This window comes from Candidatus Symbiopectobacterium sp. NZEC135 (assembly GCF_025962695.1).
Map to the genome: position 1 here is coordinate 254,608 of NZ_JAGFPF010000001.1, position 21,755 is coordinate 276,362.

Genomic DNA, 21,755 nt, shown 5'->3' on the forward strand with positions numbered 1-21,755 from the left:
TCACCATCTCAATATGACGGCTTTCTTGCCGTTTACGTGAATATGCTCAGCCTCTGTACAAGTACCAACCGCCGAATTGATTTCGTTATCTTCATCATCGGCCTGCTCATGGTCTTGCCAGACCACAGGAGCGTTTTGAGGCATTCGCTGAAGTTCTTTAATCAACTGTTTCACGGTAAACCCCATCTATTCCCCCTCAACCGGTATTTTCGCGGCTTTGAGAGCTTCAATGACATCCTCACGATAACTACGCTGCCCTGCGTGATTGCCGTCGACAATATCGCTATTCGCACAAAGACACGGGTAAATCGGCGGCAACCTCACCACGCGCGCCCGCTCTGCTGCTAACTGCTGCTCAAGGGATGAGATGCGTTCAGCCATAGCAACAACGGCATCTGCCATCAGATACTTCTCTTCACTAATCGGTTTGTTGGTCATGCTGCACGCTCCAGTCCGATTTCTTCCGCGATTTTGTCCATTGTCTCTTGCGTTTCCCCCAAAGATTTTTCCATCCAGTCAAAGGAAACCAGCAGACCATTTTCAATTACGCCAATATTGAAATCGTCAGATTCAGTTATTTTAAATCCGCTACTGATTGCTTCATTTCGCGTGCTGAACTCTTCAATGTCAGATGAATATTGAATTCCATGACCGCTTTCGTTGCACCAAAGTCGCTGATGAATAACGATGTACTTTTTCACACCTTCCCCTCCCGCAATTGTTGGGCGCGTTTTAATTTTTCGTAATCGTCACGGCAGTATTCGTCACAGAACAGGCCAGCCTTTATGTCACCACGGCAATTGCGACATTTACCCGTGAATATCATCGGAGGCTTTCGATTGGCTAATGCGTGCTGAATATTTAAATCCGTGAGGTCGTTTGCTTCGTCGATAATATCAGCCATTTTCATTACTCCACGATTCAAGCCGGGAGCCGAATTTCTCGCAAAACTCAGCGCGGATATTGCAATACTTCTTGAATTTACCGCGCGCATATTCCTCTGCTGCAATCCAAGCTACTTTAGCCTGAGCGTATTTACATGCGCGTTCGAGTTCACCGGCTGTCTTAGCCGCTGTTAAGTAGAGGTCATTCATGGGGTTATTCCTGATTATTACATGCGATTTAATATCGTTCGCTTTACTTCACTTATCAGCGATAGGAATTGCTCTCTTCTTTCCCTTAGAGCGTTTATTTCATCCATGCAATCATCACGATTTAGGCGGTAGACAATTAATTGGTTGCCATCTGGAAAGTCTGCACAATAGCTTACGAAATCAACCCAGTCTCTTTCCGAGCAATCAAGGTGACCAACCAGTTGCCAGCGATATGCAGGGTCGAAATTACCGCGCTGCAATGTTGCGTAGTGGGTGGGGGCGATAACAGATTTAATCTCTATCACGCCGTCACTACCCACCAATCCATCCGGGCTGTCACCGTATGTATCGTGGTCAAAGAAACCGCCGTTATCGACACCGATGAAGTTAATGTCCTCATACAGCATCCGTGCTATCGGCTCCTGTTCGTGACCACGCTCCATGTGCTCATTTGAAAAGCTGAATTCCGACTTGCAGCCTTTGATTTGCTCCAGTGCAATTTGGAGCGCATAGCGCTTTGCTGGGTCGCCAAACGCTTTCCCTGCGTTAGCCATGATTAACCCGAAATTAGATGCTGTTGCCTTTCCTACGCGCAGCGCTTCCCATTCCTCGGTGTTCTGCTGGATGTCATGCCAAATCATTCCGCCGCCTCCCTGCATTCGCTAATAAGCTGCTTCCGGTGTTCCTCGGACATATCCATGCGCTCAAGCACCTTGCGCAAGTCTCCATCGCGTTTATAGGCTGCTTTGGCGTTGTTCCATGCCTGAATAGATGCCGGTGTCAAAACTGGCTTGGTGACGCGGGTAGGGCTTATGCGCAGTCCTTCCACTGAGCTATTGCCGAAACGTACCTTTGTATCGACATAAACCGTCACTCGCGTACCAGACCAATCTTCAATATAGGGCGAACCGGTCAGCGCTTTCATAGTCTTGCTGTTCGTAGCATTGAGAATCATCGGCTTCAATTTTTCGCCCGGTCGCAGTTCCTTCTCCGCAAAATATGCTGTGTTGAAGACGTCCTTTGTCTTCTTGGTTTTGTCCGTTTCTAGCGTTACTTTTGCTATCGTTAAAACTGTTGGCTCCACAATGTCAGCGCTGCTGAGATAAGGCGAATCGAACGCCTTTCTGTAGTGCGTCTTGGCCTGTTCGCTCATGCTGCATCCTCCCCTTGAAAGTATCTGTCTCTGCGTTCCATCTTCATCTGCTTAATTGCAGCCACATAACACATGTCAGTAATGTATTTCTTGTGGATGTTGTCATAAGCAGCCTCATCCTGAGATTTGCTATTCAGAGAATCGCTAAATACCGATGACCATGCTGATAGTATTTTTGAGTTACCGCCTGAGTGCATGGCTGTATAAATAAACTCGTCAGCGATACTGTTAACGTATTCCGTTTCTGCATCGCTCAATGACTTCAACTCTTCGTCTAAGTCATCAATGGTTATCGATGGTGGCAAAAGAGTTTTCATGGGTGGCCCTTTTGATTAACCGCTGCGATAAGTTGCTCAAATAACCGTTGCAGCCAACTTTTCTTTTTGAAGCTCTGGCAGGTGACGATATTTGAAAAGTGATGTTCGATTGATTTAATCGGATCGAATTCTATGACTATCTCTGAGCTACCCATAGGGATAGCCCCGACATTGGTATATGCCATTGGGTAACTCCTGATTGATTAATTAGTAGGTAATGCGGGTGCGCTGGATTAGTCTTTCAGAAATTCATCTGTAGGAAATCCAATTTCTGCTTGAAGCAATTCCGCGTGATTGCTGCTAACAATTACTGTGTGATGCGGGTGAACGTTTTCAGCCAGCCACTTGATTAATGGCTTCGCCGCTTCTTCAAAGCTATCGCGTAATTCTTTCTCCATTTCTATCCTCACTTGTTCAGTTTTGATATTTCTTCTTCGGTAAAACCAGCCTGACGCATTTTTTCAATCACTGCGTTACGGGATTCATTTATAAGTCGCAACTTTTTGTCATCCGTTGACTCACTTTCAATATTCCCCGGCACAAACCATTCATGACCAATTTTTACAGCAATTGATTTCTCTACCGGACAGTTGCTTCCCTGAACGTATTTCTTCTTGCCAAGACGGATTGCTGTTTCTTCTGTCTCGCAAACATGAAGCACTCGCTGATAGCCGCGACCCTCAGTTAAATCGTCATTGGTCAATGTCAGCCAAACTGTTTTCTCTTCTTTAATTTCACTCATCACTCCCTCCTGTTTATTCATAACTATGCCGCCTGGTAGCAGCATGGGTATGAAAGCCGCTATCGTAATAACGGCTTGGGCTGTTACTCGGTTTTAATATTTGCGCGATAGTCATCGAGAGCATCGGCAATCACCTGTATCGGATCATGCTCCTGACCAATGACCTCGCGAATCGACGCTTCACTGGCATGATGAACGCCATCCCCCAAATAAAAGGCCAGTGCATTAATTATTTCTTCGTAAGCACATGTCTCTTTACTCACTTTCGCCTCCTAAAGCTTTTTTAATTGCAGAATCAACTAATTTAACCGCCTCTTCATCTTGCGTTGGAATCCATGGCTGAATGAATTGCAGTGCTTTAAGCATTTCTGGGGCTGCCGAGATTAGGTCTGCGTTTGCTCGCTGGCATTTATGGTCCAAATCAAACTCAACCCATGCTACCGGCAATATCATTCCGTATGACTGGTCATCATCTTTGCAAACAGGCCCGATGCTACGATCGCTTTTCGAAGCAACCCAAGGGCCATTGGTCCCCAAAAATTCTGGTATATCTGTTTCTTTGCTCATCTTCACTTACTCCCAACTAGGCGTATAAACACCGCCATGTGATAGAAATCATCTTTGGTTAGATACACGATTAAGCCTCTACAAATTCACCGTCTTCATTCAGCGTGTAAAATACATTTGGCTTGATACCGTTATCACCAACCTTGCTTGCTCGGATGTGAATCAACTCACCATCATCATTTCGGTATACGCACACAATCGCGCATCCTGCTGGTGCTTTGGCCTTACTTTCTTCCCCAAGCGCGGAGGCGACAGCGTGTAATTCTCTTCCGTCATCTGCTGGAGTGATCTCGCTGCTTGACCGGTAACCCGTGGCTGACGATGCAGACCGGTCACCCGTAGCTGACGATGCAGACTGGTAACCCGTAGCTGACGATGCAGACTGGTTGCCCGTGGCTGACGATGCAGACTGGTAACCCGTAGCTGACGATGCAGACTGGTAACCCGTGGCTGACGATGCAGACTGGTAACCCGTGGCTGACGATGCAGACCGGTAACCCGTGGCTGACGATGCAGACCGGTCACCCGTGGCTGACGATGCAGACCGGTCACCCGTAGCTGACGATGCAGACTGGTAACCCGTGGCTGACGATGCAGACCGGTCACCCGTGGCTGACGATGCAGACTGGTAACCCGTAGCTGACGATGCAGACTGGTAACCCGTAGCTGACGATGCAGACTGGTTGCCCGTAGCTGACGATGCAGACCGGTTGCCCTTAACATGATCGCCTTTCTTTTTGTCGCACCGCTCTGTGGTGTATTCGATTGCTGCTTTCACTAACCCGGCGATATTGATTGCCGCTTTGATGGCGATTTTCCGGCTAGCAACTTTGCTGTCATCTTCATGCCGGGATAAATCACCCTCTTGCTCGCAGGTAGCGTAAACGGACGTTCCCGGCTCGTAGTAACCGAAACAGTCAAGCGGATACTCACAAGCATGAAAGCCAGATGAACAGGCTTCAACGTCGCCTTTGTGCTCGAATGTCTTGCCGATTTCGAATTGATATCCACGGCACCGCATGCTTGCGTTAAAACCTTTATAGGTAATGATTTTCTCGTCGCTCATAGCGGCTTCCTTAGAATTTAGGCGTAAAAAAAGCCGCTATTGCGGCGTGGTATTCTCTGGTGTTGGCGTGGTTAATTAACTTCTTCGTACTCAATCGTTACCCTGACGAGATAGCGCTTAGGGTCTTTCATGTCAGGGTCAGAATTCGCCTCGCGCATCGTCGCAGGCGTTCCGCCGTATGATTTATGATTGAGAGTGTTAATAATTAGTGAGCCGTCCATGAAATCATGGCTTACCGTCAAATATTGCATGTTGCTCTAATATTTCATGAACCCACATACTCACCCCTTACGCATCTTCTGATGCGATGATGTAATAAAAAATCCGCTCTAGGCGGCTTGTGCTGTGGCGATGTCGTTAAGTGATTTAATGAAATCTATCGCGCTTCTCCCTTTAATTTTCAAGCCAAATCTATTCATCATTATTTCTTTAGCGTCACACAGCCGTATATGGCCTGTTTTGACGATTGATGAAAGTCCCTTTGCGACATCAGAAACATCTTCGCATTCATTATTTGTCAAATTCCATGTGCCAACAAAATCATCAGGCAATTTATTATCCAGCCTCCGAATCCAAACAGCCGTCCCAGATAAAGTTTTATTTACACTGAAAACCACAAACCGCGTGTCGCTCAATACATGTTTATAGACACCGCCGACTTTGTATTTCATATTCGCCTCACTTAATAATATGCGTTGCGTCTTTAACGATGAACATTTCGAAAACTTTCGGCGCTTTTCGTGGTTTAATATCACGGAAGTCTCGCAAGATTTCTTTTAGCTCTGATAATTTAATTCCAAGTTTCTTTGCATGCTGCTTAATTAAATCGGCGTCCATTTTATCGAATAATTCTTTTGCAATTTTATGCGCTGCTTCAAACTCTGCCTTATTATCACTTATCTTCTGAGCCCTGAGTTTTTTTCTCATTCGCTAAATGGTCATCAAGTTCTTTATGAAAGTTACCGCGCTTGCTGAGCGGTACATTAAGCATGCCGTGGTCAAGAGCCATAATTACCTCGCTGTCACATTTTCAGATTTACGAAATCCCGCCTGATACACCCACACATTAGGCAGGCACACATTGTCTGCACTGTCGTATACAGGGGTGTCGCGTACCATCGTTGCTTTTTCTGGCTTGCTCATTACCTTGCGTTTGCAGGCCAGCTCAATCTTTGTAGCCTCTGGCGCTGCGTCCCATTCTTTGCTGCTAACTTCCAGCGGCTGTAAATGCTTGCGTGCTTCACGGCGACGACTTGCTGATGTTCCGGTGAATGGCGTTCTGCGTGTCATAGATACCTCCAGTGGTTTCATTCATGCGCCCACGTATAGGCGCAGGGTGAAGTCACTGCATTGGCCAACCCATAATCCGCTGATAGTGGCATGATGAGTGTTTGAAGCCGAAAGAGCGCTGAAATTGCCCATCGCGGCCACAACCAGCAATACGGCGAGAATCACGGTCTTTACCAGTAACTTTTGAACCGTAGTATTTTTTCATCCTCTTACCCTCATTCAGTTAAGTGCTTTGGTGATGGTGGCCAGAACTGAATCTGGTCAGAGCGTCGTCGCCTTGGTGAGCCATTACCTCACCAACAAGCCTGATACCCGGCTACCATCCCAAAACACTTGGCTTTGGTAATCGGCCTTGCGGCCTCGTAGGTCTACCTGACCGTTGTATAAAGAGCGTGATGTCCGTTTCTGTTCGTCAGCGTCCTGCTGTGAAATGAGTATCACCGCAAGTGGTTTTATAGTCAACACCGCAGGAGATAAAAAATCACCGTCAGTGGTTAATTACATGATTAATCTGTGAATTTATTTTTTACGCAGCGGGCGCGTGGGTGCAGGAGTAACGAAAAGGTGCAGGAACTACGGAAAAGTGCGGGTGTTGGTGCTGATCAATAACGCGATAATCGGCAGTTAATCCGCATAGTACGATATGAATATCAGTGAGTTATGGTGAGGGTGGGGGGGGTGATCAATGGGAGAGAGTAGGGCACAAAAAAACCCGGCGCGGAGCCGGGTGGTGGGGTTATTTTTTTATTCTTGCTCTGGGGGCAGGTAGTTTCTCAACATCAAATGCTTCCAAAACAAGGTTTGCATCTTTGATGTCCATGCCTTTTTTAGTTTGACCTAGAAGATATTTCGGTAATTTAGCTGTGATGTAATGCCGCTTCAACCATGCCCTAAATATGCCTAGTGCGCCATCTGGGTAGGCGTGTGATGGTTGTGGGTTGCTTTTTGATTGGGGGTAGTAGTCTGGATATTCATGGTCAAAACTTATCCGTTTGCCAAATTCATCAGAAAGCCCATTTTCTATCCAAAACTCACTCCAGAACCTACCAACTGAAATGTCAGGAATGACCTTATCATTGACCATTACCCCAGAGCGAATCATTGGAATAATCATGGATGCTATTTCACGGAATACGCAAAAGTAGCCGTCAGGAACTTTATCTGTAGTAAGATCAATTCGGTCATGAAAGTGTCGCCAACTATCAAGCATTTTTTGTTCTGGATTGTAACCAGTTGCTTGATAAACAAACTCTCTAAATTTCGTTCTTGCCAGGGTTCTGAATGCGTGTGCGGCCTGATCTCTTGTTTCATCAGCAACGAATGCATAGTATTCCACAAGGGACATTACAACTGGTTCTGAAAATGCGCTAACCTCTCTTCCATTGCTTTCAGCGCGAATGAAAAGCTCATCTTCATGATAGTTGTATGTTTCTAAAATCTTTTGTATTTCTTGCCCTCTCGGCCTTAATTTTTCCTCTTTCCAATTGTTAGTTAGCCGGTAAAATGGGCCGTGACCTACGCCACACATCCTTTCAAGTCCACGGCCTGTTAGAAATGGCACCCCATTTTCGAGAACACCCATTTCAACGCCATCAATTTCAATTTGACGCTCAATATGGAATAGTTCCTGCTGCATTGGGGTGGTACCTTCAATAGCCATTAAATCATTAATGCTTTTGATTTTCTTGTCTTTTTCCATGGTACCCTCCTTGAAAGATTAATGTATGACTTTCCCCCACACCCACCTACTGCCGTGGCTACTTGAATGTCTCTTCCGGCCACTGAGCTTTAACCACTTTGCCAATGATGCGACAATTCTCAGTGAACTCAATGCTCTGGTAGCGCGGGTTGGGGTTTAGTGGTTCAAGCCACGGCTTACCATCCTCACGAACGAACTTTTTGAATGTCACCTCGGAATCGCCAAAGATACCAGCTACGCAGAAATCACCGTTCTCAACATCTTCCTTTGGATCCACAAGTATCAGCATCCCCTCTGGAAAGCTTGGTTTACTGCCTTGTGGTGCGGTCATCGAGTGCCCTGATACCTCAAGCCAAAAAGCTTTATCGCTTGCTTTTTTGGTGGTAGCAACCCAACCCTTTTCATCACCATTGGTATACGTCCCAGCATCTGAAAAGTCACCCGCCTGAACATCGGCGTAGAGAGGGTATTCATAGTGAGTAATCGGCCGAGATTTTAAGTTAACCGATTCATACATATCAGAAATTTCGCGCGCAATTGATGGGCTGAAATCTTCCACTCCAACCTTTAATACCTTCGCTATTGCAGCGGCGTTGGCATGGTTTAGCGCATTTACACCATTCAATAGTGCATTAATGGCCGACTGGCCAACGTTTAATGCATAGGCTATTGAGTCTTGGGATAGCCCAAGCTCGCTCTTTTTTGCCTCGTAAAGAGCCTTAAGGCGCATGGAGTCCTCAATCTGCTCTGGGCTTAGTGGCTTCTTTTTCTGTGTCATGGCGTAAATTTATCACCGCGTGGAATATTTAACTAACACCGCATGTGTTGACTAATTTACCTCTAGCGGTGATAATTAGGTCTAAGTACAAAGGAGGCTCCGATGAAGCAACGAATTAAGCTTAAGGATTACGCTCTTAAGTTTGGGCAGACCAAGACGGCTAACGATCTTGGCGTCTATCAAAGTGCAATTTTTAAAGCCATATCTTCTCAGCGTGATATCACGGTTATCGTGAATGAAGATGGGACTATCTCCGCCGAGGAGTTAAAGCCCTTCCCAAGTAATCGTCGTGATTATCAAGCTGCATAAGTAACCCTCGCTCTTTTCAAAACGGGCACGGAGCCCTACGAAGCTGCAAAGCTAATTCAATAAAACAAACACGAACCAACGTGGCCCAGCTACGGCTTTGTCACGTATTAACAACAGGAAAATAGTACCGAATGGATAACGCAAAGACACGCAAAGACGCTCTGAAAATCGAGAGTGCTTTGCTTAACAAAATTGCTGTGAAAGGGGTAAGCGCTATTGCTGATTTAGTGGGCGTAAATCCTTCACAGATAACCCGGTGGAAAGAGTCTCTTATACCGCGCATGAGCTTACTTCTGGCGGTGTTGGAATGGGGAGTTAACGACGACGAGCTAGCGCATCTGGCTAAGCAAGTTGCGTTGATTCTGACGCAAAAGAAAAAGCCATCGGCGGCAACCGATGACTCTCAGATTTCAATAGATTTCTAACAGGACAATTATACATGAGTAATGAATCAGCGGCAATTATTGTGCCGACAGACATATCGCTAATGGTCAGGGAGATTAAAGCGGCCTACACGCGCTATCTGCGCGAGTTCCGCGTCCCTGATGACCACATAATTTTGGTTAATTTCTCCGCTGGCAAAGACAGCACCACGACAGCAACTATTGCCCACCACATTTTTGGCGATCGCGTCCGTTCAGTAATGGCGGATACCGATAACGAGCATGACCTTACGATTGATTTTGCTAGAAACATCCATCTACAAATTGGCAGTAACCCTGTCGAGGTGGTAAAGCGAATTTATACCGAGGCTGAATTTTCTAAACGCAGAGAGAGGGTTATCGCCGGATGGAAAACAAAGCAGACAATTCGTCTCGGAGCATATCGTGGCGTTGTCATGCCATCGCTGGACCGTTCAGATACAAAGTTTGGTCAGGCATGGTTAAAGACGGCTGAACGCTGGGGTATTGAGTTTGAAACCGCGCTCGATGCTGCTCTGTCAGTACTGCATCCATCAGGGAATAGCTTTCTCGATGCTGCTCTTTTGCATGGTCAGTTCCCGCAACTGCGCAACCGGTTTTGTACTGACGAGCTAAAAATTCAAATCGTCTATGACGCTGTGATAAAGCCGCTGATTGATGACGGCGAAGTCGTTGTTCAGTGGTCCGGCGTGAGAGCGCAGGAATCAACGAAGAGAGCCGCATACAAGCGGTTTGACAAAGACAATCGAGATCCCGATTTTCTTTACAACTTTCTCCCCATCCATCAATGGACGGCGGCAGATGTTTTCGCCCTGCATAAATATTTCGGCATCAAGCCAAATCCTTTGTACCTGCAAGGCGCTGATCGCGTCGGGTGCATGAACTGCGTCCTATGCAACAAGCAGGAAATAGCAGAGACGGCGGCGAGGTGGCCTGAATATCAAGAGCGACACAAGGAATGGGAGCAAAAAGTGCGCCTTGCTTCCCGCTGGGTTCACTGGATGAGCGTAGGGACGTTTGATCAGGCTTGGATGCGGGCTATGGGCGTTAAGCGTCTTGGCAATGAAAAACAAATCTATGGTTTAGAGCCTGACATTCAGCACATCGAGTGGTCGGGGTTTTATGGGCCTCGCGGCGGCATGGGTTCACCGAATGTCGATGAGGTTGTTGAGTGGGCCAAAACAGGGCGGGGGGGCAAGGTTTACGACCTTGTTAAAGCTAGCCTTGATACAGAAGTTTGCTCATCACGTTACGGCCTTTGTGAATAGGAGATAACCATGAACACCGCCAAGGTAATCAAATTCCCCGGGCCTGAGCCGGGGCAGGAGAAAAGAGTGGCTGATATCGATGATGGGTATACCAGAATCGCTAACGAGCTGCTGGAAGCTATCGCAAGCGCCGATTTAACAGCGCGTCAGTTGAAAGTCATGCTGGCTTACGTTCGTAAAACGTATGGCTTCAACAAGAAAACAGATCGGATTGCCGACGAGCAAATATCTCAAGTTACCGGGCTGTCACGGCAGAACGTTAACAAGGCAAAAAGAGAACTGCTTTCAATGAATTGCCTGTTACTTGATGGAAGCAAAATCGGCGTTAACAAAGAGGTTTCTGCGTGGCAATTCAGCAAGTGTCTCCACGTTAGCAATTTTGTCTCTAAGCCAGAGACAAAAAATGTCTCGAAGTTAGAGACAATGGAAGTCTCCAGTTTAGAGACACACAAAAGACATACTTTAAAGAAAGAAAGACAAAAAGATATTACCCCTATAGTCCCCGCTGGGGACGTGTGTGAAAAACCAACCGAACCAACCGAACCAACCGAAGAAGAGCCAGCCGCGCAACCAGTATCGCAAGCCATCAAAACCGTGTTCAGCCATTGGCAAGCAGAGCACAACCACCTGACATCGAAACTCGACCCTAAGCGCCGCAAGCGAATCAACGCCCGTCTCGAAGAGGGATTTAGCGTTGCTGAACTCTGCAAAGCCATTTCCGGTGCCAAGTACGACCCGTGGCTGATGGGGAAGAACCCATCCAACAGGCGCTATGACGGTATCGAAACAATCCTGCGTGATGCTGCGCAGGTCGAGAAACTGCGTGACCTTGACGACAACGAACACGCTAAAGCGATCTCTGCTGGCAAATACTCGGCAACCACTGCACGAAACCTCGACACTCTCCAGCGCTGGGCCGGAGGGGGAGATAACGGAGCACCATTCTGATGAACGATACTGAAAAACCTAAGTTCGCTCAGTCGATGGCAGCGATTGGCGAGATATACGGGAAAGACATTTCCGAAGTGATGATCGGGATTTACTGGAACGCTCTCAAGCCGTACCCGTCCGAGGATGTGCAGCGAGCATTTCAGGGGCATACCCGCGACACCGACAACGGTCAATTTTTCCCGAAACCTGCCGACCTGCTACGGCACATTGAGGGAAACAAGGACGGTAGGGCATTACAGGCATGGAGTAAGGCATACAAGGCGATTTGCAGCTACGGACGCCGCAACAGCGTTGTGTTCGATGATCCCGCCATTCACGCTGTGATATCTGAAATGGGCGGCTGGATTGAATTCGCTGGCGTTACCGAAGAGGAATTACCGTTCCGGGCGCGGGAGTTCGAGAAGCGATATCGCGCGATGCTGATCACTGGCGTGCAGAAATGCGAAACCATCATGATCGGCATGGATGATGCGCAGAATATCCGCGCTGGGTTTCAGGAAACCCCTAAGCCGTTTTTGCTGGGTGATGTAGCCAAGGCCAAGCAGATCCGTAACGGAATGTTCCTCATCGAAAACAAAGGCGCGGCATAGGCCAGTCAAATCAGGGGGAGTAGAACAGTGGGAAAAATCAAAGTAGGGCAGATCTGGAAAGAGCAAGACAAGCGTTTTGATCGTCAAATCGAAGTGGTCGAGTATCACAATTTTGGCGGCAGAAACGTAAAAATTAAAAACGTTAAAACAGGCCGTCACACATGGGCTAGTGAAGAGAGATTTAACGGTAAGTATCTAGGTTACATTCTCGTGAAAGATATAGACGAGGGAGTAGAACAGTGAAAGTAAAAAGCGTTGAGCAAAAATGCACTGGCTGCGATGGGCATGGATTGGTCGGCGGATTACTGCCAAATGGCGGCGGATATGACGTGGACGAATGCCCGTATTGCCACGGTAGCGGGATGGAAATCGAGGTAAAACCAAGGGTACTACCGGAGGGATTAGCTAATGGGATGGATTAAGTGGGGATTTCAAATATTTTTCTGGTTTATCGGCATGGCCCTGTTCTTCATGTTGCTTAACTGCGCCGGGGAATTAGACCGGAAGAACTGCGAAGAACGGATCGCAAAAGAATTAAATACAACCGCCGTTTACATCAACGAGAAATGCATGGTCAAGGGTTATGGACGTGCTGACGGAAGGTAACCCATGCTAACCATCTACATCACAGAGCTAATAAGCCCGCTGATAATCGCTGCGGGCTTTTTTATGGGAGTTAGGAAATGACAGACGAAATGAAAATGAAATTGGCGAAGCAATTAACGATAGCTATGCATGCCATTGGCGCGCCGGTAGAACTGCTGTGCATTGTTGGCTCACTCGGCGACACGCAGAGCGATGAGGATGTACTGGAGTCGTTAGAGCAGTTCAACGAGCGCGGTACCTGCATGGATGAAATCATATCCCACCCATTCACATGGACACCTGATCCAGCATTCAAAGGGGATTAAACGATGAGCACAGAGAAGAGTAACGCAGCATTCGAAAAATGGTGGGAAGCACCAGAGCAGCGCGAACTGAGAAGCAGTTGCGCGAAAGGGTGGGGCTTTAAGATATGGACTGCCAGCCGCACGGCGCTAGTGGTCACACTTCCATCAACAGAGGGGTTTAGTATTTACAGCGAGGAAACAGCGCAGATAGCGATTGATGGCTGCGCCGAGGTCATGTTGGCTGCCGGTATAACTGTGAGGAATGAGTGATATGAGTGAACTAAAGAGAGGAATGCTGATATTGGCTCTGTGCCTCATGAACCCGCACAGAGTTGCTATATCGCTAATGACCACTTCATCGAGATGGGTTTATAGGTTGGCTGAAAATCTTGATGATGCCGCAAGATGGCTGGATTACACCGGAGATGAGCTGTGCAACAAAACACCACTATTCGGTAAGAAACTATTAGATAGGCTTAATGCCGATTTTGAAGAAAAGAGGAAAGAAGAAAACAGGAGGGCGTGTGAAGCAATACTTCCTGCTTCGCAACGAAGCAATCAGAAATAACGCAATAGACACCATCCTCGCACTACCAATCGACGACAAGTCACCGCACGAAATCCACGTAAAAGAACCCAAGCGAAGCAAGGCCCAAAATGACCGTATGTGGCCTATGTTGCAGGACGTCTCGCGGCAGGTTCTTTGGCATGGTCATCGGTACGACGAAAGCGACTGGAAAGACATTTTCACCGCGCTATGGCTTAAAACGAAACGGCAGGAGCAACGCAGTGCGCCGGGCATTGACGGCGGCGTCGTGCTGTTCGGCGTTCGCACTAGCAAGATGAGAAAGGCCAACATGACGGAGCTGATAGAAATTATGTTCTGGTTCGGCTCTGAAAGAAATGTCAGGTGGAGCGATGACTCTCGACGTGAATATGAATTATCTCAACGAGCAGGGGATAAAAATGACAACAAGACGAGCAATCTGTGAGTACCTCAAATCTCACGGCAACGGGACATTCACACAACTGCGTGAACACTGCGAAAAAGCCGGGGTGAGTTGTTCCAGCGGCGGCATATCTTTTTGCGTTGGTGACATGCTAAATCGCGGAGAGGTTTCCCGCACTGGCAAGCCCGGTAAATACGTTTACTTCCCGACTGACCAACTCAAAGAAGAAATTCCCCCGCAACCAAGAGAGACAAGAGCGCCGCAATGTAACCTTTCAGGGATTATTGGTCGGTTCGACCAGCTATTGCGCGGGGTGCGGGGATGATAAGAAGCCCGACCCAAGCTGTTATGGACAGCATGATATTCAGACCTACCCGCCGAAGCAGAAACCGAAAGAAACCAATCCCACCCGCTAGCGAAGTCCAGACATTCGATTATGTCTACGGGCTGCGCCGTTCCGTTTGGGATAGAACCAGAAGCAGGAGAGCAAAGTGAAAGACTATAACGAGCTAAGTGATTTTGAGATTAACTGCGAAGTTCTGGAGGTATTTAGTCCAGACATTAAGCACATGTGTCTGAGTGGAGATAACACATGCTTTTACGATTGCGGGCCAGTTGGTGACGGCTGGGATCAGATAGACATACCAGACTACTGCAACAGCCCCTCCGCCGCATGGCCGATTATTGTTGGTAACAGAATTAATTTAACCACCTGTGTCGATTTATGGGTGGCTAACAGGAGCGTATTCCAACAATACAACGAAAACCCACTCCGCGCCGCCATGATTGTCTTCCTCATGATGAAGGAGGGCTAATGCTAACTCCAGATGACATAACCGACTATCAAAAAGGCTGCCTGCATCGTTCATGGGGCGTGAGCTACGAGGGCTACCCCCTTTGCTGTGCATGCGGCGCTGAGATGAAAAGCGGTGAGGTATACGCACATGCAGAATGCGCTGAAAGGCTGCTTGAGGGTGAAGTAATTGAGAGAGTGAGGAGCGAGAGCAATGGCTGAAAACAATAATAACCTGATGAATAAATGGAGAGCTGATCTTATGTCCGTCCTTCATTACAACGATGAAACCGGCGTATTCACTTGGAAAAAACACAGAAAAAATCACATGAATGAAGGTGATATCGCTGGTACGAAAAATTCAAATGGCTACATAAATATTGGGTTTAGGGGAAAGGTTATCAGAGCTCACAGACTGGCTTGGATGTTTGTTTATGGATCGTGGCCAACCAAGAGCATTGATCATAAGAACGGCAACACATCAGATAACCGAATCATAAACTTGAGGGAGTGCTCACATAGAGAAAATATGATGAATATGGGGGATCACAAAAATAATACCAGCGGATTTAAAGGAGTATCCCTCAGGGGTGATGGAAAAAAATGGCGTGCATGTATAAGTCTGAATGGAAAACAGGTAACGCTTGGAAGTTATCGAAAGGCATCACAAGCATCAGCGGCATATAAATTAGCCGAGTACCTCTATTTTGGGCAGTTCGCAAGGGAGGTGGCTATTGGCAAAGACAATAAAGAATAAGACCTGCCCGATATGTTCCACTGAATACATCCCACGAAACTCCCTTCAAAAAGCCTGTTACTCCATTACCTGCGCAATGGCCTACGCAGAGCAGCAAAAGAAGCTCAAGGCTGAACGCGAAGCATTGAGACAGGCAAAGTTACAGCGTGATGACCTAAAACGCCGTAGAGAAGCTCTCAAGACGAAATCTGACTGGAACAAAGAGGCTCAGGCCGCTGTGAACCGGTTCATATTTTGGCGTGATTATGGTCGTCCCTGTATAGCGTGTGGCAAACCGCTTAATTACGGCGTTCGGGGTGGGGCAGTAGATGCAAGTCACTATCGGTCAAGAGGCTCGGCAGCACATCTAAGATTCAATATTTTCAACAATCATGCGGGTTGCGTTCATTGCAACCGAGACCTATCGGGGAACCTGATCCCCTATCGAATAAACCTCATCGAAAAAATCGGACTTCATCGCGTCGAGCGACTGGAGCATGACAACACACCACGCAAATTCGACATCGCCTATTTGCAGCGAGTGAAAGCCATATTCACGCGCCGGGCTAGGCATTACGAGAAATTGCGCAAACGTCAGATGGAGGAAGCAGCCTGATGTTCACCAATCTCAACGCGGCTATAGAAGAGGCTCGCTTTATGCGAATACTCACACGCCATCACCATTGTGTGCACCAGAAGCGCAACGGGGAGATGCATGTCAGGCAGGAAATCGGCGCAGCGAGGGAAAGGATACTCCGCAAGTTATACAGCACACGTCAGGACAGGTTCGGCACGGTAAACACTCAGGGGGATGCATGCTAACTATCGCAATAGCTATTTACTTTTTCATGGCTGGACTGACTGCGGAATGGATGCATACAGCCATCAAGGCCGAAGGAGTTAAGGAATATCTAATCCTGTCATCTCTGGTGTGGGGGCTGCTGTGGCCCATAACGCTATGGAGGCTTGTGTCATGAAACTAATCACCTACATCCTCAACCTTTTCACCCCAATCACCCCTCAAGTACAGCCAACCAGCTATCAGAGTTGGGATGCGGATCCGAAACGGAGGAAAACATGCAATTAGCCGAATTGAATCTAACCAAGGAGCAACACGACTGGATTAATGGATGGTTGGAGCTATGGGGCGCATGGGTTTATTCAGGGAGATTAGAGAAGCGGCAAAGCAGCGTGATAGCGCAATTCATGGAAAGGGCAGAGCCATCTAGGGTGATGAGCAGGCCCATGTGTAACGATGATGACGGGATGTTGATTTCTCAGGTCGTAGATTCCGTCATGAAAATTGACACAAGGGCGCTCGGTATTCTTCTCAGCTACTACGCTCACGGATCATCTAAGCGAGCAATTGCATCGTACTATCACAAGACTGCAAGGCCACGCAAAATCGACAAGGGGAGGCTGGGAGAGGGGTGGCGTAAACCATCAGAGGAAACTCTACGGAAAGAGATTGCTCAGGTGTTAGAAGCCACGCTGTATATTCTCTACACTCCGCTGCAAAATGCGTTTAAAAGTCGCAAACGTGTCGAGAAAATTAAGCATGTTGCATGAAATGGCTTGACACCGTTTACCCATTTACCCATACTTATACCTAAGCTGCCGTTCGTGACTCTTAAGTTGCACCGGCACACATTCAAGCCACTGCTAGCGCGGTGGCTTTTCTATTTCAGGCTGAGCTATTGCGTGGCCTTTTTTATTTCCCCTTTCAATAACACACAGCGCCACGCAATAGCGGGGTAGGGTCTATGCAATTGGACAAGATAACCACAGGCGTCTCATATGGCGCGTCGGGTGCCAGCGGGAGCTATTGGATGTTCCAGTTACTGGACCAAGTATCACCTACGCAATGGGCGGCGATTGGCGTTCTCGGCAGCTTGGTATTTGGCCTGCTTACCTTTTTGGTGAATCTTCATTTCAAAATAAAGGAAGATCGCCGCAAAGAAGCGCGGGGTGAGTGAGTATGAGCAAGCGCAAAATTGCAGCAGGTGTGGTGTGCTCTGTTGCTGTCGCCATCTCAACCGTTATTTCGTGGGGCAATGTCAAAACTAACGAGGCGGGGTTGGAGATCATCGGTAATGCAGAGCAATGCCGCCGTGACCCATATTCCTGCCCCGCTGGTAAATTAACTGATGGTCTGGGTAACACTCACGATGTGTACGCTGGTAAGACTGATGAGCAGATTTACCGAGACTGGGAGCGAAACATTCTCGACGCGGAGCGTTGCATAAGTCGATATTTCCGTGGCGATGACATGCCCGCAAATGCATTCAGCGCAATGACAAGTGCGGCATTCAATATGGGTTGCCCGACGCTACGAACTTACTATAGCGCGGCTCAAAATAAGCGCATCGAGACGTCAATTAGTAAATGGGCACAGAAGGGCAGTTGGATAAACATGTGCAACCATTTGCCAGACTTCAAAAACTCCGTGGTTAACGGAAAGTTCCAAGCTCTACGCGGGTTGGAAATCCGGCGCGGAAAGGAGCGTGAGCTATGTCTATCAGGGCTACAGTAATCGCCGTTCTGCTTGCTCTCATCGCGGCGCTGTCATTCGGCGTCTACTACTACCACGACGCATACAGTGATGAGCAAGGGAAAGCAAAAAGGCTGGGCCAAGAGGTCGCCGGACAAAAGGCGGTAATCAGCCGTCAAGCTTTCGAGTTTAACCGCTTCAACCAGATATCCCAGCAAGCCAGCCAGTATGCAACCAACATCAAAGGGCAATCAGATGAAAGGCAGATTGTTTACCGGACAATCATCAAACGCGATCCGGCTAGTCGCCAGTGCGTGCCTGATGATGTTGCTGGCAGGTTGCTCGACTACACGAACGGTCTACGTGCCAGCGCAATGCACACCGATTCCGGCAAGTCTGACACAACCAGTGCTAGCGCCATTGCCACCGCCTGCCGACTGACATACGCGCAGGCTGTTTACTGGATTGATCCGCTGCTGACTGCGATTGACCAGGCTAATAGTCAATTGGCAGGAATCAGGGAAATAGAAACATCCCGACAGAACAACCCCGACAAGGTTAGATAGCTCTCTCGTAACGGAGGTGATCGCCTGTATTACAGGGCCTATCTTGGCAGCCGGAAAGACGGAAGTGGCGGCGCAACTCTGTGAAGAAGTGGCAATGCTGCGAATATAATATTCTGACAAGCGTCAAAATAATGGCGCTTCACAGAGTTTTATATAGATTTCATCCCATGCCAGTATCCCGATTCCCGGGGCTGGCATTTTTTTATGCGCCACTCCCGTCGCAGTCCCGCTGTGTTAGCTATGACCTGTTCACTCCTTTCGGCGAGCGCATAACTGGAATCAATAACGGGATATACCGCGTTTCTCCGCATTGCAGTGCGGGTTTGTCGCTCATGGCAGTCTAACCGAAACTGTGGTAGGCGAATTCGGGTGCAATACAGAGCCTTTTCACTGAGAAGGCTCGATATTGCAGATGAAAATAAAATCAGGTGTGAAATATCACGGCTGAGTATCAGGTGTAAAAGAGGAATGTTCTGTTTATGATTAGACCAACGCCTCCGCCTAGTCTTCTGAATGAATTTAGCACATACACCAGGCTGACCCCCGCAAACGAAATCCACGAATGGGTTGATGAGCACATCCTGAGCGAAGCCGGTGATTTGCATAATCCCGATCACTTCCATCTCAAAGATGCTGACCTGTGTTTCCTGTGGGCTTCCTCTGCATTCGAAAAGGGTGGTCGTGTTGTTCTTGGTCAATGTGAGCAGGTAATGATGCGTGCTGGAGGGTGGCAGAAAGCCAGAATGGAGCAACAGATGCATGAATGGTTCGGACGGGTGCCGACATTCATCATTACACTGGCTGCCGATTACTGCTCTCAATGCAATGACATCGAATTCTGCGCGCTGGTTGAGCATGAGCTTTACCACATTGCCCAAGCGATCGATCAATATGGCGCACCGAAATTCAACAAGGAGGGCCAGCCGGTACTGAAGCTGCGTGGTCACGATGTTGAGGAGTTCGTCGGCGTGGTTCGTCGCTACGGCGCGGGCAAAGAAGTACAAGAATTGGTTGATGCGGCAAACAAACCTGCGGAGGTTGCTCATCTCGATGTCGCCAGAGCGTGCGGAACGTGCATGCTGAAACTGGCTTAACGCTTTATTCAGATTGTCATGGAGGCAACCAATGGCAGCATTATCGACAGAGGTTAAAGCCTTCATCGTTCAGTCTCTGGCATGCTTTGAGCCACCCACAAAAGTTATAGAGCTTGTAAAGCAAGAATTCGGTATTGATGTGTCGCGTCAACAAGTATCCCAATATAGTCCCGGCAATGCGATGGCGGCAAAGCTCAGCCAGAAATGGATTGACCTGTTTGATACTACTCGAGAGCGATTTCGCAACGAAATATCAGATATCCCGATCGCCAATAAGGCATACCGGCTGCGCGTTCTTGGGCGGATGGCTACCGCTGCTGAGAAAATGAAAAATATGGCGCTCACCGCCCAACTTATGGAACAGGCCGCTAAAGAGGTTGGGGACGCGTACACAAACCGGCAGAAAGTTGAGCACACGGGTAAGGATGGCGGCCCGATTGAAGCGGCCACGCTAACGAAAAACGAATACAAGCAGGCTCGGCGGGAGATGTTGGAGGATGACGACTGTTGAGCAACGCGCATATGCGAGAAAGATAGAGTGTGAAGAAGAGGGGATGTATTTCGCCCGATACTTCTTCAAGCAGCGTACAGGCGGCAAGATGATTGTCGCGCCGCACCATAAAGTTATTCAGCAAACACTCGATCGCGTGATCGACGGCGAGATAAAACGCCTCGTTATCAACGTTCCACCCGGCTACACAAAAACCGAACTGGCGACCATCAACATGATGGGCAGAGGGTTGGCATTGAACAACCGCGCACGCTTTATGCACCTGTCTTATTCGCACAACCTTGCGTTACTTAACTCATCGACCACTCGCAGCATGGTTAAGTCGAAAGCGTATCAAGCTATGTGGCCTATGACGCTGCGTGACGACGCGGACAGTAAAGCGATGTGGTGGACAGAGCATGGAGGCGGTGTTTATGCCTCATCCGCTGCTGGGCAGGTTACGGGCTTCCGCGCTGGACACATGGAACCCGGCTGGCAGGGCGCTCTAATTATTGATGACCCGGTTAAGCCTGATGACGCATACAGCGAGACGGTGCGCGACGGGGTAAACAACCGGTTCAACGAAACAATAAAATCACGTCTGGCGGTTGAAACAACGCCGATGATAGTGATTATGCAGCGCATCCACTATCAAGACCTGAGCGGCTACCTGTTACGTGGTGGATCTGGTGAAATGTGGCATCACCTGAATCTCCCGGTGATCATCGATAACAGCCAGGCATATTCCGCGCTCTATCCTGAGAACACACACGCAATACCGATTGAGCACGGCTTGCCTGATGGCTGGTTGTGGGAATTCAAACACAACGAATCACACCGGGTGGCGCTGACATCTCACCGCCGCACGTTCGAAGCGCAATACATGCAGAAGCCACGGCGATTTAACGCTGAGGGTGCGTTGTGGAATGAGGCGATGATATCCGCCGCTCACGATCTGCAAATCCGTTTCGATAAAGTGCGCACGGTGGTAGCGATTGACCCGCAGGCAACCAACAGCGACGAGAGCGACGAGACAGGTATTGCGGTTGCTAGCTCATACGGCGCTGGTGATAAGAAACAATATTCAGTTGATGCCGACTACAGCGGAAAGTACTCGCCGAATGGTTGGGCGACAAGAGCGATCAACGCCTACGAACAGCACGAAGCCGACGCGATAGTCATCGAAACAAACCAAGGCGGCGACATGGCTGAGGAAACGCTACGTAACGCCGGGTTTAAAGGTAGGATCATTCGCGTACACGCCAGTAAGGGCAAGTTTGCCCGCGCCGAGCCTATATCTGCTTTGTACGAGCAAGGACGCGTGGCTCACCACGGCAATCTCTACACACTGGAAAATCAGTTGATGGAATACGTTCCAGCTACTGCAAAGAAATCACCTGACCGCCTTGACGCTTGCGTATATGCATTGACTGAACTTGGCGGCGCTCAACCGATGGGCATGATGATACCTAAACGCCTACTCAGATAACGGAAACAGC

General features: G+C 48.3%; 42 protein-coding genes. 23 read left to right on the forward strand and 19 right to left on the reverse strand.

What is annotated here, in order from left to right; all coding sequences use genetic code 11:
* The 19 genes from J5224_RS01085 to J5224_RS01180 form a co-directional block, all read right to left on the reverse strand.
* A complete protein-coding gene (locus tag J5224_RS01085) occupies positions 1-186 on the reverse strand; it encodes a hypothetical protein (protein WP_264623580.1) in 186 nt (61 codons plus the stop codon).
* On the reverse strand, positions 187-438 hold the full coding sequence (locus J5224_RS01090; RefSeq protein WP_264623581.1) for a hypothetical protein: 252 nt from the start codon (positions 436-438) through the stop codon (positions 187-189).
* A complete protein-coding gene (locus J5224_RS01095) occupies positions 435-701 on the reverse strand; it encodes an antitoxin (RefSeq protein ID WP_264623582.1) in 267 nt (88 codons plus the stop codon). The genes J5224_RS01090 and J5224_RS01095 overlap by 4 nt, the downstream gene beginning before the upstream one ends.
* Positions 698-904 (reverse strand): hypothetical protein, encoded by a 207-nt coding sequence (locus tag J5224_RS01100; RefSeq protein WP_264623583.1) that lies wholly within the window; start codon positions 902-904, stop codon positions 698-700. The genes J5224_RS01095 and J5224_RS01100 overlap by 4 nt, the downstream gene beginning before the upstream one ends.
* On the reverse strand, positions 897-1,094 hold the full coding sequence (locus J5224_RS01105; protein WP_264623584.1) for an ANR family transcriptional regulator: 198 nt from the start codon (positions 1,092-1,094) through the stop codon (positions 897-899). Before J5224_RS01105 ends, J5224_RS01100 begins: the two co-directional genes overlap by 8 nt.
* Before the next feature lie 17 nt (positions 1,095-1,111).
* Entirely contained in the window at positions 1,112-1,735 is a 624-nt protein-coding gene (locus tag J5224_RS01110) for a lambda exonuclease family protein (protein ID WP_264623585.1), read from the reverse strand.
* Positions 1,732-2,247 (reverse strand): hypothetical protein, encoded by a 516-nt coding sequence (locus tag J5224_RS35740; protein ID WP_413544626.1) that lies wholly within the window; start codon positions 2,245-2,247, stop codon positions 1,732-1,734. Before J5224_RS35740 ends, J5224_RS01110 begins: the two co-directional genes overlap by 4 nt.
* Positions 2,244-2,564, reverse strand: a complete 321-nt coding sequence (locus tag J5224_RS01125) for a hypothetical protein (protein ID WP_264623587.1) — start codon at positions 2,562-2,564, stop codon at positions 2,244-2,246. Before J5224_RS01125 ends, J5224_RS35740 begins: the two co-directional genes overlap by 4 nt.
* On the reverse strand, positions 2,561-2,749 hold the full coding sequence (locus J5224_RS01130; protein WP_264623588.1) for a hypothetical protein: 189 nt from the start codon (positions 2,747-2,749) through the stop codon (positions 2,561-2,563). The genes J5224_RS01125 and J5224_RS01130 overlap by 4 nt, the downstream gene beginning before the upstream one ends.
* Before the next feature lie 48 nt (positions 2,750-2,797).
* Positions 2,798-2,962 (reverse strand): hypothetical protein, encoded by a 165-nt coding sequence (locus tag J5224_RS01135; protein ID WP_264623589.1) that lies wholly within the window; start codon positions 2,960-2,962, stop codon positions 2,798-2,800.
* An 8-nt stretch (positions 2,963-2,970) separates the two neighbouring features.
* Positions 2,971-3,306: a hypothetical protein gene (locus tag J5224_RS01140; RefSeq protein ID WP_264623590.1), complete on the reverse strand. Its 336-nt coding sequence runs from the start codon at positions 3,304-3,306 to the stop codon at positions 2,971-2,973.
* An 83-nt stretch (positions 3,307-3,389) separates the two neighbouring features.
* Complete coding sequence (locus J5224_RS01145) at positions 3,390-3,569, reverse strand: hypothetical protein (RefSeq protein WP_264623591.1); 180 nt, start codon at positions 3,567-3,569, stop codon at positions 3,390-3,392.
* The gene (locus J5224_RS01150; protein WP_264623592.1) at positions 3,562-3,873 is read right to left on the reverse strand and encodes a hypothetical protein; all 312 of its coding nucleotides are present in this window, start codon (positions 3,871-3,873) and stop codon (positions 3,562-3,564) included. Before J5224_RS01150 ends, J5224_RS01145 begins: the two co-directional genes overlap by 8 nt.
* A gap of 162 nt (positions 3,874-4,035) precedes the next feature.
* Positions 4,036-4,596 (reverse strand): hypothetical protein, encoded by a 561-nt coding sequence (locus tag J5224_RS01155; protein ID WP_264623593.1) that lies wholly within the window; start codon positions 4,594-4,596, stop codon positions 4,036-4,038.
* 672 nt (positions 4,597-5,268) lie between these two features.
* A complete protein-coding gene (locus J5224_RS01160; RefSeq protein ID WP_264623594.1) occupies positions 5,269-5,610 on the reverse strand; it encodes a hypothetical protein in 342 nt (113 codons plus the stop codon).
* Between the two features lie 7 nt (positions 5,611-5,617).
* Positions 5,618-5,866 carry a hypothetical protein gene (locus J5224_RS01165; RefSeq protein ID WP_264623595.1) on the reverse strand — a complete coding sequence of 83 codons (249 nt, stop codon included), beginning with the start codon at positions 5,864-5,866 and terminating at the stop codon, positions 5,618-5,620.
* A gap of 84 nt (positions 5,867-5,950) precedes the next feature.
* On the reverse strand, positions 5,951-6,229 hold the full coding sequence (locus J5224_RS01170; protein WP_264623596.1) for a hypothetical protein: 279 nt from the start codon (positions 6,227-6,229) through the stop codon (positions 5,951-5,953).
* Between the two features lie 736 nt (positions 6,230-6,965).
* Positions 6,966-7,928 carry a hypothetical protein gene (locus J5224_RS01175; RefSeq protein ID WP_264623597.1) on the reverse strand — a complete coding sequence of 321 codons (963 nt, stop codon included), beginning with the start codon at positions 7,926-7,928 and terminating at the stop codon, positions 6,966-6,968.
* A 58-nt stretch (positions 7,929-7,986) separates the two neighbouring features.
* Positions 7,987-8,706 (reverse strand): LexA family protein, encoded by a 720-nt coding sequence (locus J5224_RS01180; protein WP_264623598.1) that lies wholly within the window; start codon positions 8,704-8,706, stop codon positions 7,987-7,989.
* Positions 8,707-8,808: 102 nt separating this feature from the next.
* Here J5224_RS01180 and J5224_RS01185 point away from each other — a divergent pair, with 102 nt between their 5' ends.
* The 23 genes from J5224_RS01185 (at position 8,809) to J5224_RS01295 (ending at position 21,745) form a co-directional block, all read left to right on the forward strand.
* Positions 8,809-9,015, forward strand: coding sequence for a Cro/CI family transcriptional regulator (locus tag J5224_RS01185; protein WP_264623599.1), 207 nt, complete (start codon positions 8,809-8,811; stop codon positions 9,013-9,015).
* A 131-nt stretch (positions 9,016-9,146) separates the two neighbouring features.
* Entirely contained in the window at positions 9,147-9,440 is a 294-nt protein-coding gene (locus J5224_RS01190; RefSeq protein WP_264623600.1) for a lambda phage CII family protein, read from the forward strand.
* 14 nt (positions 9,441-9,454) lie between these two features.
* Positions 9,455-10,705, forward strand: coding sequence for a phosphoadenosine phosphosulfate reductase family protein (locus J5224_RS01195; RefSeq protein WP_264623601.1), 1,251 nt, complete (start codon positions 9,455-9,457; stop codon positions 10,703-10,705).
* Between the two features lie 9 nt (positions 10,706-10,714).
* A complete protein-coding gene (locus J5224_RS01200) occupies positions 10,715-11,653 on the forward strand; it encodes a replication protein (protein WP_264623602.1) in 939 nt (312 codons plus the stop codon).
* Positions 11,653-12,246 carry a DUF6475 domain-containing protein gene (locus J5224_RS01205; protein ID WP_264623603.1) on the forward strand — a complete coding sequence of 198 codons (594 nt, stop codon included), beginning with the start codon at positions 11,653-11,655 and terminating at the stop codon, positions 12,244-12,246. The genes J5224_RS01200 and J5224_RS01205 overlap by 1 nt, the downstream gene beginning before the upstream one ends.
* A 27-nt stretch (positions 12,247-12,273) precedes the next feature.
* Positions 12,274-12,489 (forward strand): hypothetical protein, encoded by a 216-nt coding sequence (locus tag J5224_RS01210; RefSeq protein WP_264623604.1) that lies wholly within the window; start codon positions 12,274-12,276, stop codon positions 12,487-12,489.
* 12 nt (positions 12,490-12,501) lie between these two features.
* Entirely contained in the window at positions 12,502-12,624 is a 123-nt protein-coding gene (locus J5224_RS01215) for a hypothetical protein (protein ID WP_264623605.1), read from the forward strand.
* Between the two features lie 30 nt (positions 12,625-12,654).
* A complete protein-coding gene (locus tag J5224_RS01220) occupies positions 12,655-12,852 on the forward strand; it encodes a hypothetical protein (protein WP_264623606.1) in 198 nt (65 codons plus the stop codon).
* Positions 12,853-12,929: 77 nt separating this feature from the next.
* Positions 12,930-13,157 (forward strand): hypothetical protein, encoded by a 228-nt coding sequence (locus J5224_RS01225; protein WP_264623607.1) that lies wholly within the window; start codon positions 12,930-12,932, stop codon positions 13,155-13,157.
* 3 nt (positions 13,158-13,160) lie between these two features.
* Positions 13,161-13,406, forward strand: a complete 246-nt coding sequence (locus J5224_RS01230) for a hypothetical protein (protein ID WP_264623608.1) — start codon at positions 13,161-13,163, stop codon at positions 13,404-13,406.
* A 1-nt stretch (position 13,407) separates the two neighbouring features.
* Positions 13,408-13,704 (forward strand): hypothetical protein, encoded by a 297-nt coding sequence (locus J5224_RS01235; RefSeq protein WP_264623609.1) that lies wholly within the window; start codon positions 13,408-13,410, stop codon positions 13,702-13,704.
* The gene (locus tag J5224_RS01240; protein WP_264623610.1) at positions 13,661-14,128 is read left to right on the forward strand and encodes a recombination protein NinB; all 468 of its coding nucleotides are present in this window, start codon (positions 13,661-13,663) and stop codon (positions 14,126-14,128) included. The genes J5224_RS01235 and J5224_RS01240 overlap by 44 nt, the downstream gene beginning before the upstream one ends.
* Positions 14,129-14,407: 279 nt before the next feature.
* Positions 14,408-14,581 carry a NinE family protein gene (locus J5224_RS01245; RefSeq protein ID WP_264623611.1) on the forward strand — a complete coding sequence of 58 codons (174 nt, stop codon included), beginning with the start codon at positions 14,408-14,410 and terminating at the stop codon, positions 14,579-14,581.
* Complete coding sequence (locus J5224_RS01250) at positions 14,578-14,901, forward strand: DUF2591 domain-containing protein (protein ID WP_264623612.1); 324 nt, start codon at positions 14,578-14,580, stop codon at positions 14,899-14,901. The genes J5224_RS01245 and J5224_RS01250 overlap by 4 nt, the downstream gene beginning before the upstream one ends.
* 192 nt (positions 14,902-15,093) lie before the next feature.
* Complete coding sequence (locus J5224_RS01255) at positions 15,094-15,636, forward strand: HNH endonuclease (protein WP_264623613.1); 543 nt, start codon at positions 15,094-15,096, stop codon at positions 15,634-15,636.
* Positions 15,614-16,231, forward strand: a complete 618-nt coding sequence (locus J5224_RS01260) for a recombination protein NinG (RefSeq protein ID WP_264623614.1) — start codon at positions 15,614-15,616, stop codon at positions 16,229-16,231. Before J5224_RS01255 ends, J5224_RS01260 begins: the two co-directional genes overlap by 23 nt.
* 461 nt (positions 16,232-16,692) lie before the next feature.
* A complete protein-coding gene (locus tag J5224_RS01265; RefSeq protein WP_264623615.1) occupies positions 16,693-17,184 on the forward strand; it encodes an antiterminator Q family protein in 492 nt (163 codons plus the stop codon).
* 194 nt (positions 17,185-17,378) lie between these two features.
* Complete coding sequence (locus J5224_RS01270) at positions 17,379-17,591, forward strand: class II holin family protein (RefSeq protein ID WP_104210370.1); 213 nt, start codon at positions 17,379-17,381, stop codon at positions 17,589-17,591.
* Between the two features lie 2 nt (positions 17,592-17,593).
* On the forward strand, positions 17,594-18,148 hold the full coding sequence (locus J5224_RS01275) for a lysozyme (RefSeq protein ID WP_264623616.1): 555 nt from the start codon (positions 17,594-17,596) through the stop codon (positions 18,146-18,148).
* The gene (locus J5224_RS01280) at positions 18,127-18,672 is read left to right on the forward strand and encodes a hypothetical protein (RefSeq protein WP_264623617.1); all 546 of its coding nucleotides are present in this window, start codon (positions 18,127-18,129) and stop codon (positions 18,670-18,672) included. The genes J5224_RS01275 and J5224_RS01280 overlap by 22 nt, the downstream gene beginning before the upstream one ends.
* 479 nt (positions 18,673-19,151) lie before the next feature.
* A complete protein-coding gene (locus tag J5224_RS01285; protein ID WP_264623618.1) occupies positions 19,152-19,766 on the forward strand; it encodes a putative metallopeptidase in 615 nt (204 codons plus the stop codon).
* 31 nt (positions 19,767-19,797) lie between these two features.
* Positions 19,798-20,277 (forward strand): DUF2280 domain-containing protein, encoded by a 480-nt coding sequence (locus J5224_RS01290; RefSeq protein ID WP_264623619.1) that lies wholly within the window; start codon positions 19,798-19,800, stop codon positions 20,275-20,277.
* Positions 20,264-21,745, forward strand: a complete 1,482-nt coding sequence (locus tag J5224_RS01295; protein WP_264623620.1) for a DNA-packaging protein — start codon at positions 20,264-20,266, stop codon at positions 21,743-21,745. Before J5224_RS01290 ends, J5224_RS01295 begins: the two co-directional genes overlap by 14 nt.
* Positions 21,746-21,755: the final 10 nt, after the last annotated feature.

Bases quoted from the DNA above. Each gene is read 5' to 3' on its own strand.
- J5224_RS01285 (WP_264623618.1), top strand. From the start codon at position 19,152: ATGATTAGACCAACGCCTCCGCCTAGTCTTCTGAATGAATTTAGCACA.
- J5224_RS01295 (WP_264623620.1), top strand. From the start codon at position 20,264: ATGACGACTGTTGAGCAACGCGCATATGCGAGAAAGATAGAGTGTGAA.
- J5224_RS01245 (WP_264623611.1), top strand. From the start codon at position 14,408: ATGATAAGAAGCCCGACCCAAGCTGTTATGGACAGCATGATATTCAGA.
- J5224_RS01255 (WP_264623613.1), top strand. From the start codon at position 15,094: ATGGCTGAAAACAATAATAACCTGATGAATAAATGGAGAGCTGATCTT.
- J5224_RS01225 (WP_264623607.1), top strand. From the start codon at position 12,930: ATGACAGACGAAATGAAAATGAAATTGGCGAAGCAATTAACGATAGCT.
- J5224_RS01190 (WP_264623600.1), top strand. From the start codon at position 9,147: ATGGATAACGCAAAGACACGCAAAGACGCTCTGAAAATCGAGAGTGCT.
- J5224_RS01085 (WP_264623580.1), bottom strand. From the start codon at position 186: ATGGGGTTTACCGTGAAACAGTTGATTAAAGAACTTCAGCGAATGCCT.
- J5224_RS35740 (WP_413544626.1), bottom strand. From the start codon at position 2,247: ATGAGCGAACAGGCCAAGACGCACTACAGAAAGGCGTTCGATTCGCCT.
- J5224_RS01290 (WP_264623619.1), top strand. From the start codon at position 19,798: ATGGCAGCATTATCGACAGAGGTTAAAGCCTTCATCGTTCAGTCTCTG.
- J5224_RS01125 (WP_264623587.1), bottom strand. From the start codon at position 2,564: ATGAAAACTCTTTTGCCACCATCGATAACCATTGATGACTTAGACGAA.
- J5224_RS01175 (WP_264623597.1), bottom strand. From the start codon at position 7,928: ATGGAAAAAGACAAGAAAATCAAAAGCATTAATGATTTAATGGCTATT.
- J5224_RS01090 (WP_264623581.1), bottom strand. From the start codon at position 438: ATGACCAACAAACCGATTAGTGAAGAGAAGTATCTGATGGCAGATGCC.
- J5224_RS01155 (WP_264623593.1), bottom strand. From the start codon at position 4,596: ATGTTAAGGGCAACCGGTCTGCATCGTCAGCTACGGGCAACCAGTCTG.
- J5224_RS01165 (WP_264623595.1), bottom strand. From the start codon at position 5,866: ATGAGAAAAAAACTCAGGGCTCAGAAGATAAGTGATAATAAGGCAGAG.
- J5224_RS01280 (WP_264623617.1), top strand. From the start codon at position 18,127: ATGTCTATCAGGGCTACAGTAATCGCCGTTCTGCTTGCTCTCATCGCG.
- J5224_RS01130 (WP_264623588.1), bottom strand. From the start codon at position 2,749: ATGGCATATACCAATGTCGGGGCTATCCCTATGGGTAGCTCAGAGATA.
- J5224_RS01265 (WP_264623615.1), top strand. From the start codon at position 16,693: ATGCAATTAGCCGAATTGAATCTAACCAAGGAGCAACACGACTGGATT.
- J5224_RS01160 (WP_264623594.1), bottom strand. From the start codon at position 5,610: ATGAAATACAAAGTCGGCGGTGTCTATAAACATGTATTGAGCGACACG.
- J5224_RS01140 (WP_264623590.1), bottom strand. From the start codon at position 3,306: ATGAGTGAAATTAAAGAAGAGAAAACAGTTTGGCTGACATTGACCAAT.
- J5224_RS01185 (WP_264623599.1), top strand. From the start codon at position 8,809: ATGAAGCAACGAATTAAGCTTAAGGATTACGCTCTTAAGTTTGGGCAG.
- J5224_RS01205 (WP_264623603.1), top strand. From the start codon at position 11,653: ATGAACGATACTGAAAAACCTAAGTTCGCTCAGTCGATGGCAGCGATT.
- J5224_RS01105 (WP_264623584.1), bottom strand. From the start codon at position 1,094: ATGAATGACCTCTACTTAACAGCGGCTAAGACAGCCGGTGAACTCGAA.
- J5224_RS01200 (WP_264623602.1), top strand. From the start codon at position 10,715: ATGAACACCGCCAAGGTAATCAAATTCCCCGGGCCTGAGCCGGGGCAG.
- J5224_RS01135 (WP_264623589.1), bottom strand. From the start codon at position 2,962: ATGGAGAAAGAATTACGCGATAGCTTTGAAGAAGCGGCGAAGCCATTA.
- J5224_RS01195 (WP_264623601.1), top strand. From the start codon at position 9,455: ATGAGTAATGAATCAGCGGCAATTATTGTGCCGACAGACATATCGCTA.
- J5224_RS01270 (WP_104210370.1), top strand. From the start codon at position 17,379: ATGCAATTGGACAAGATAACCACAGGCGTCTCATATGGCGCGTCGGGT.
- J5224_RS01150 (WP_264623592.1), bottom strand. From the start codon at position 3,873: ATGAGCAAAGAAACAGATATACCAGAATTTTTGGGGACCAATGGCCCT.
- J5224_RS01110 (WP_264623585.1), bottom strand. From the start codon at position 1,735: ATGATTTGGCATGACATCCAGCAGAACACCGAGGAATGGGAAGCGCTG.
- J5224_RS01100 (WP_264623583.1), bottom strand. From the start codon at position 904: ATGGCTGATATTATCGACGAAGCAAACGACCTCACGGATTTAAATATT.
- J5224_RS01230 (WP_264623608.1), top strand. From the start codon at position 13,161: ATGAGCACAGAGAAGAGTAACGCAGCATTCGAAAAATGGTGGGAAGCA.
- J5224_RS01275 (WP_264623616.1), top strand. From the start codon at position 17,594: ATGAGCAAGCGCAAAATTGCAGCAGGTGTGGTGTGCTCTGTTGCTGTC.
- J5224_RS01220 (WP_264623606.1), top strand. From the start codon at position 12,655: ATGGGATGGATTAAGTGGGGATTTCAAATATTTTTCTGGTTTATCGGC.
- J5224_RS01180 (WP_264623598.1), bottom strand. From the start codon at position 8,706: ATGACACAGAAAAAGAAGCCACTAAGCCCAGAGCAGATTGAGGACTCC.
- J5224_RS01170 (WP_264623596.1), bottom strand. From the start codon at position 6,229: ATGACACGCAGAACGCCATTCACCGGAACATCAGCAAGTCGTCGCCGT.
- J5224_RS01235 (WP_264623609.1), top strand. From the start codon at position 13,408: ATGAGTGAACTAAAGAGAGGAATGCTGATATTGGCTCTGTGCCTCATG.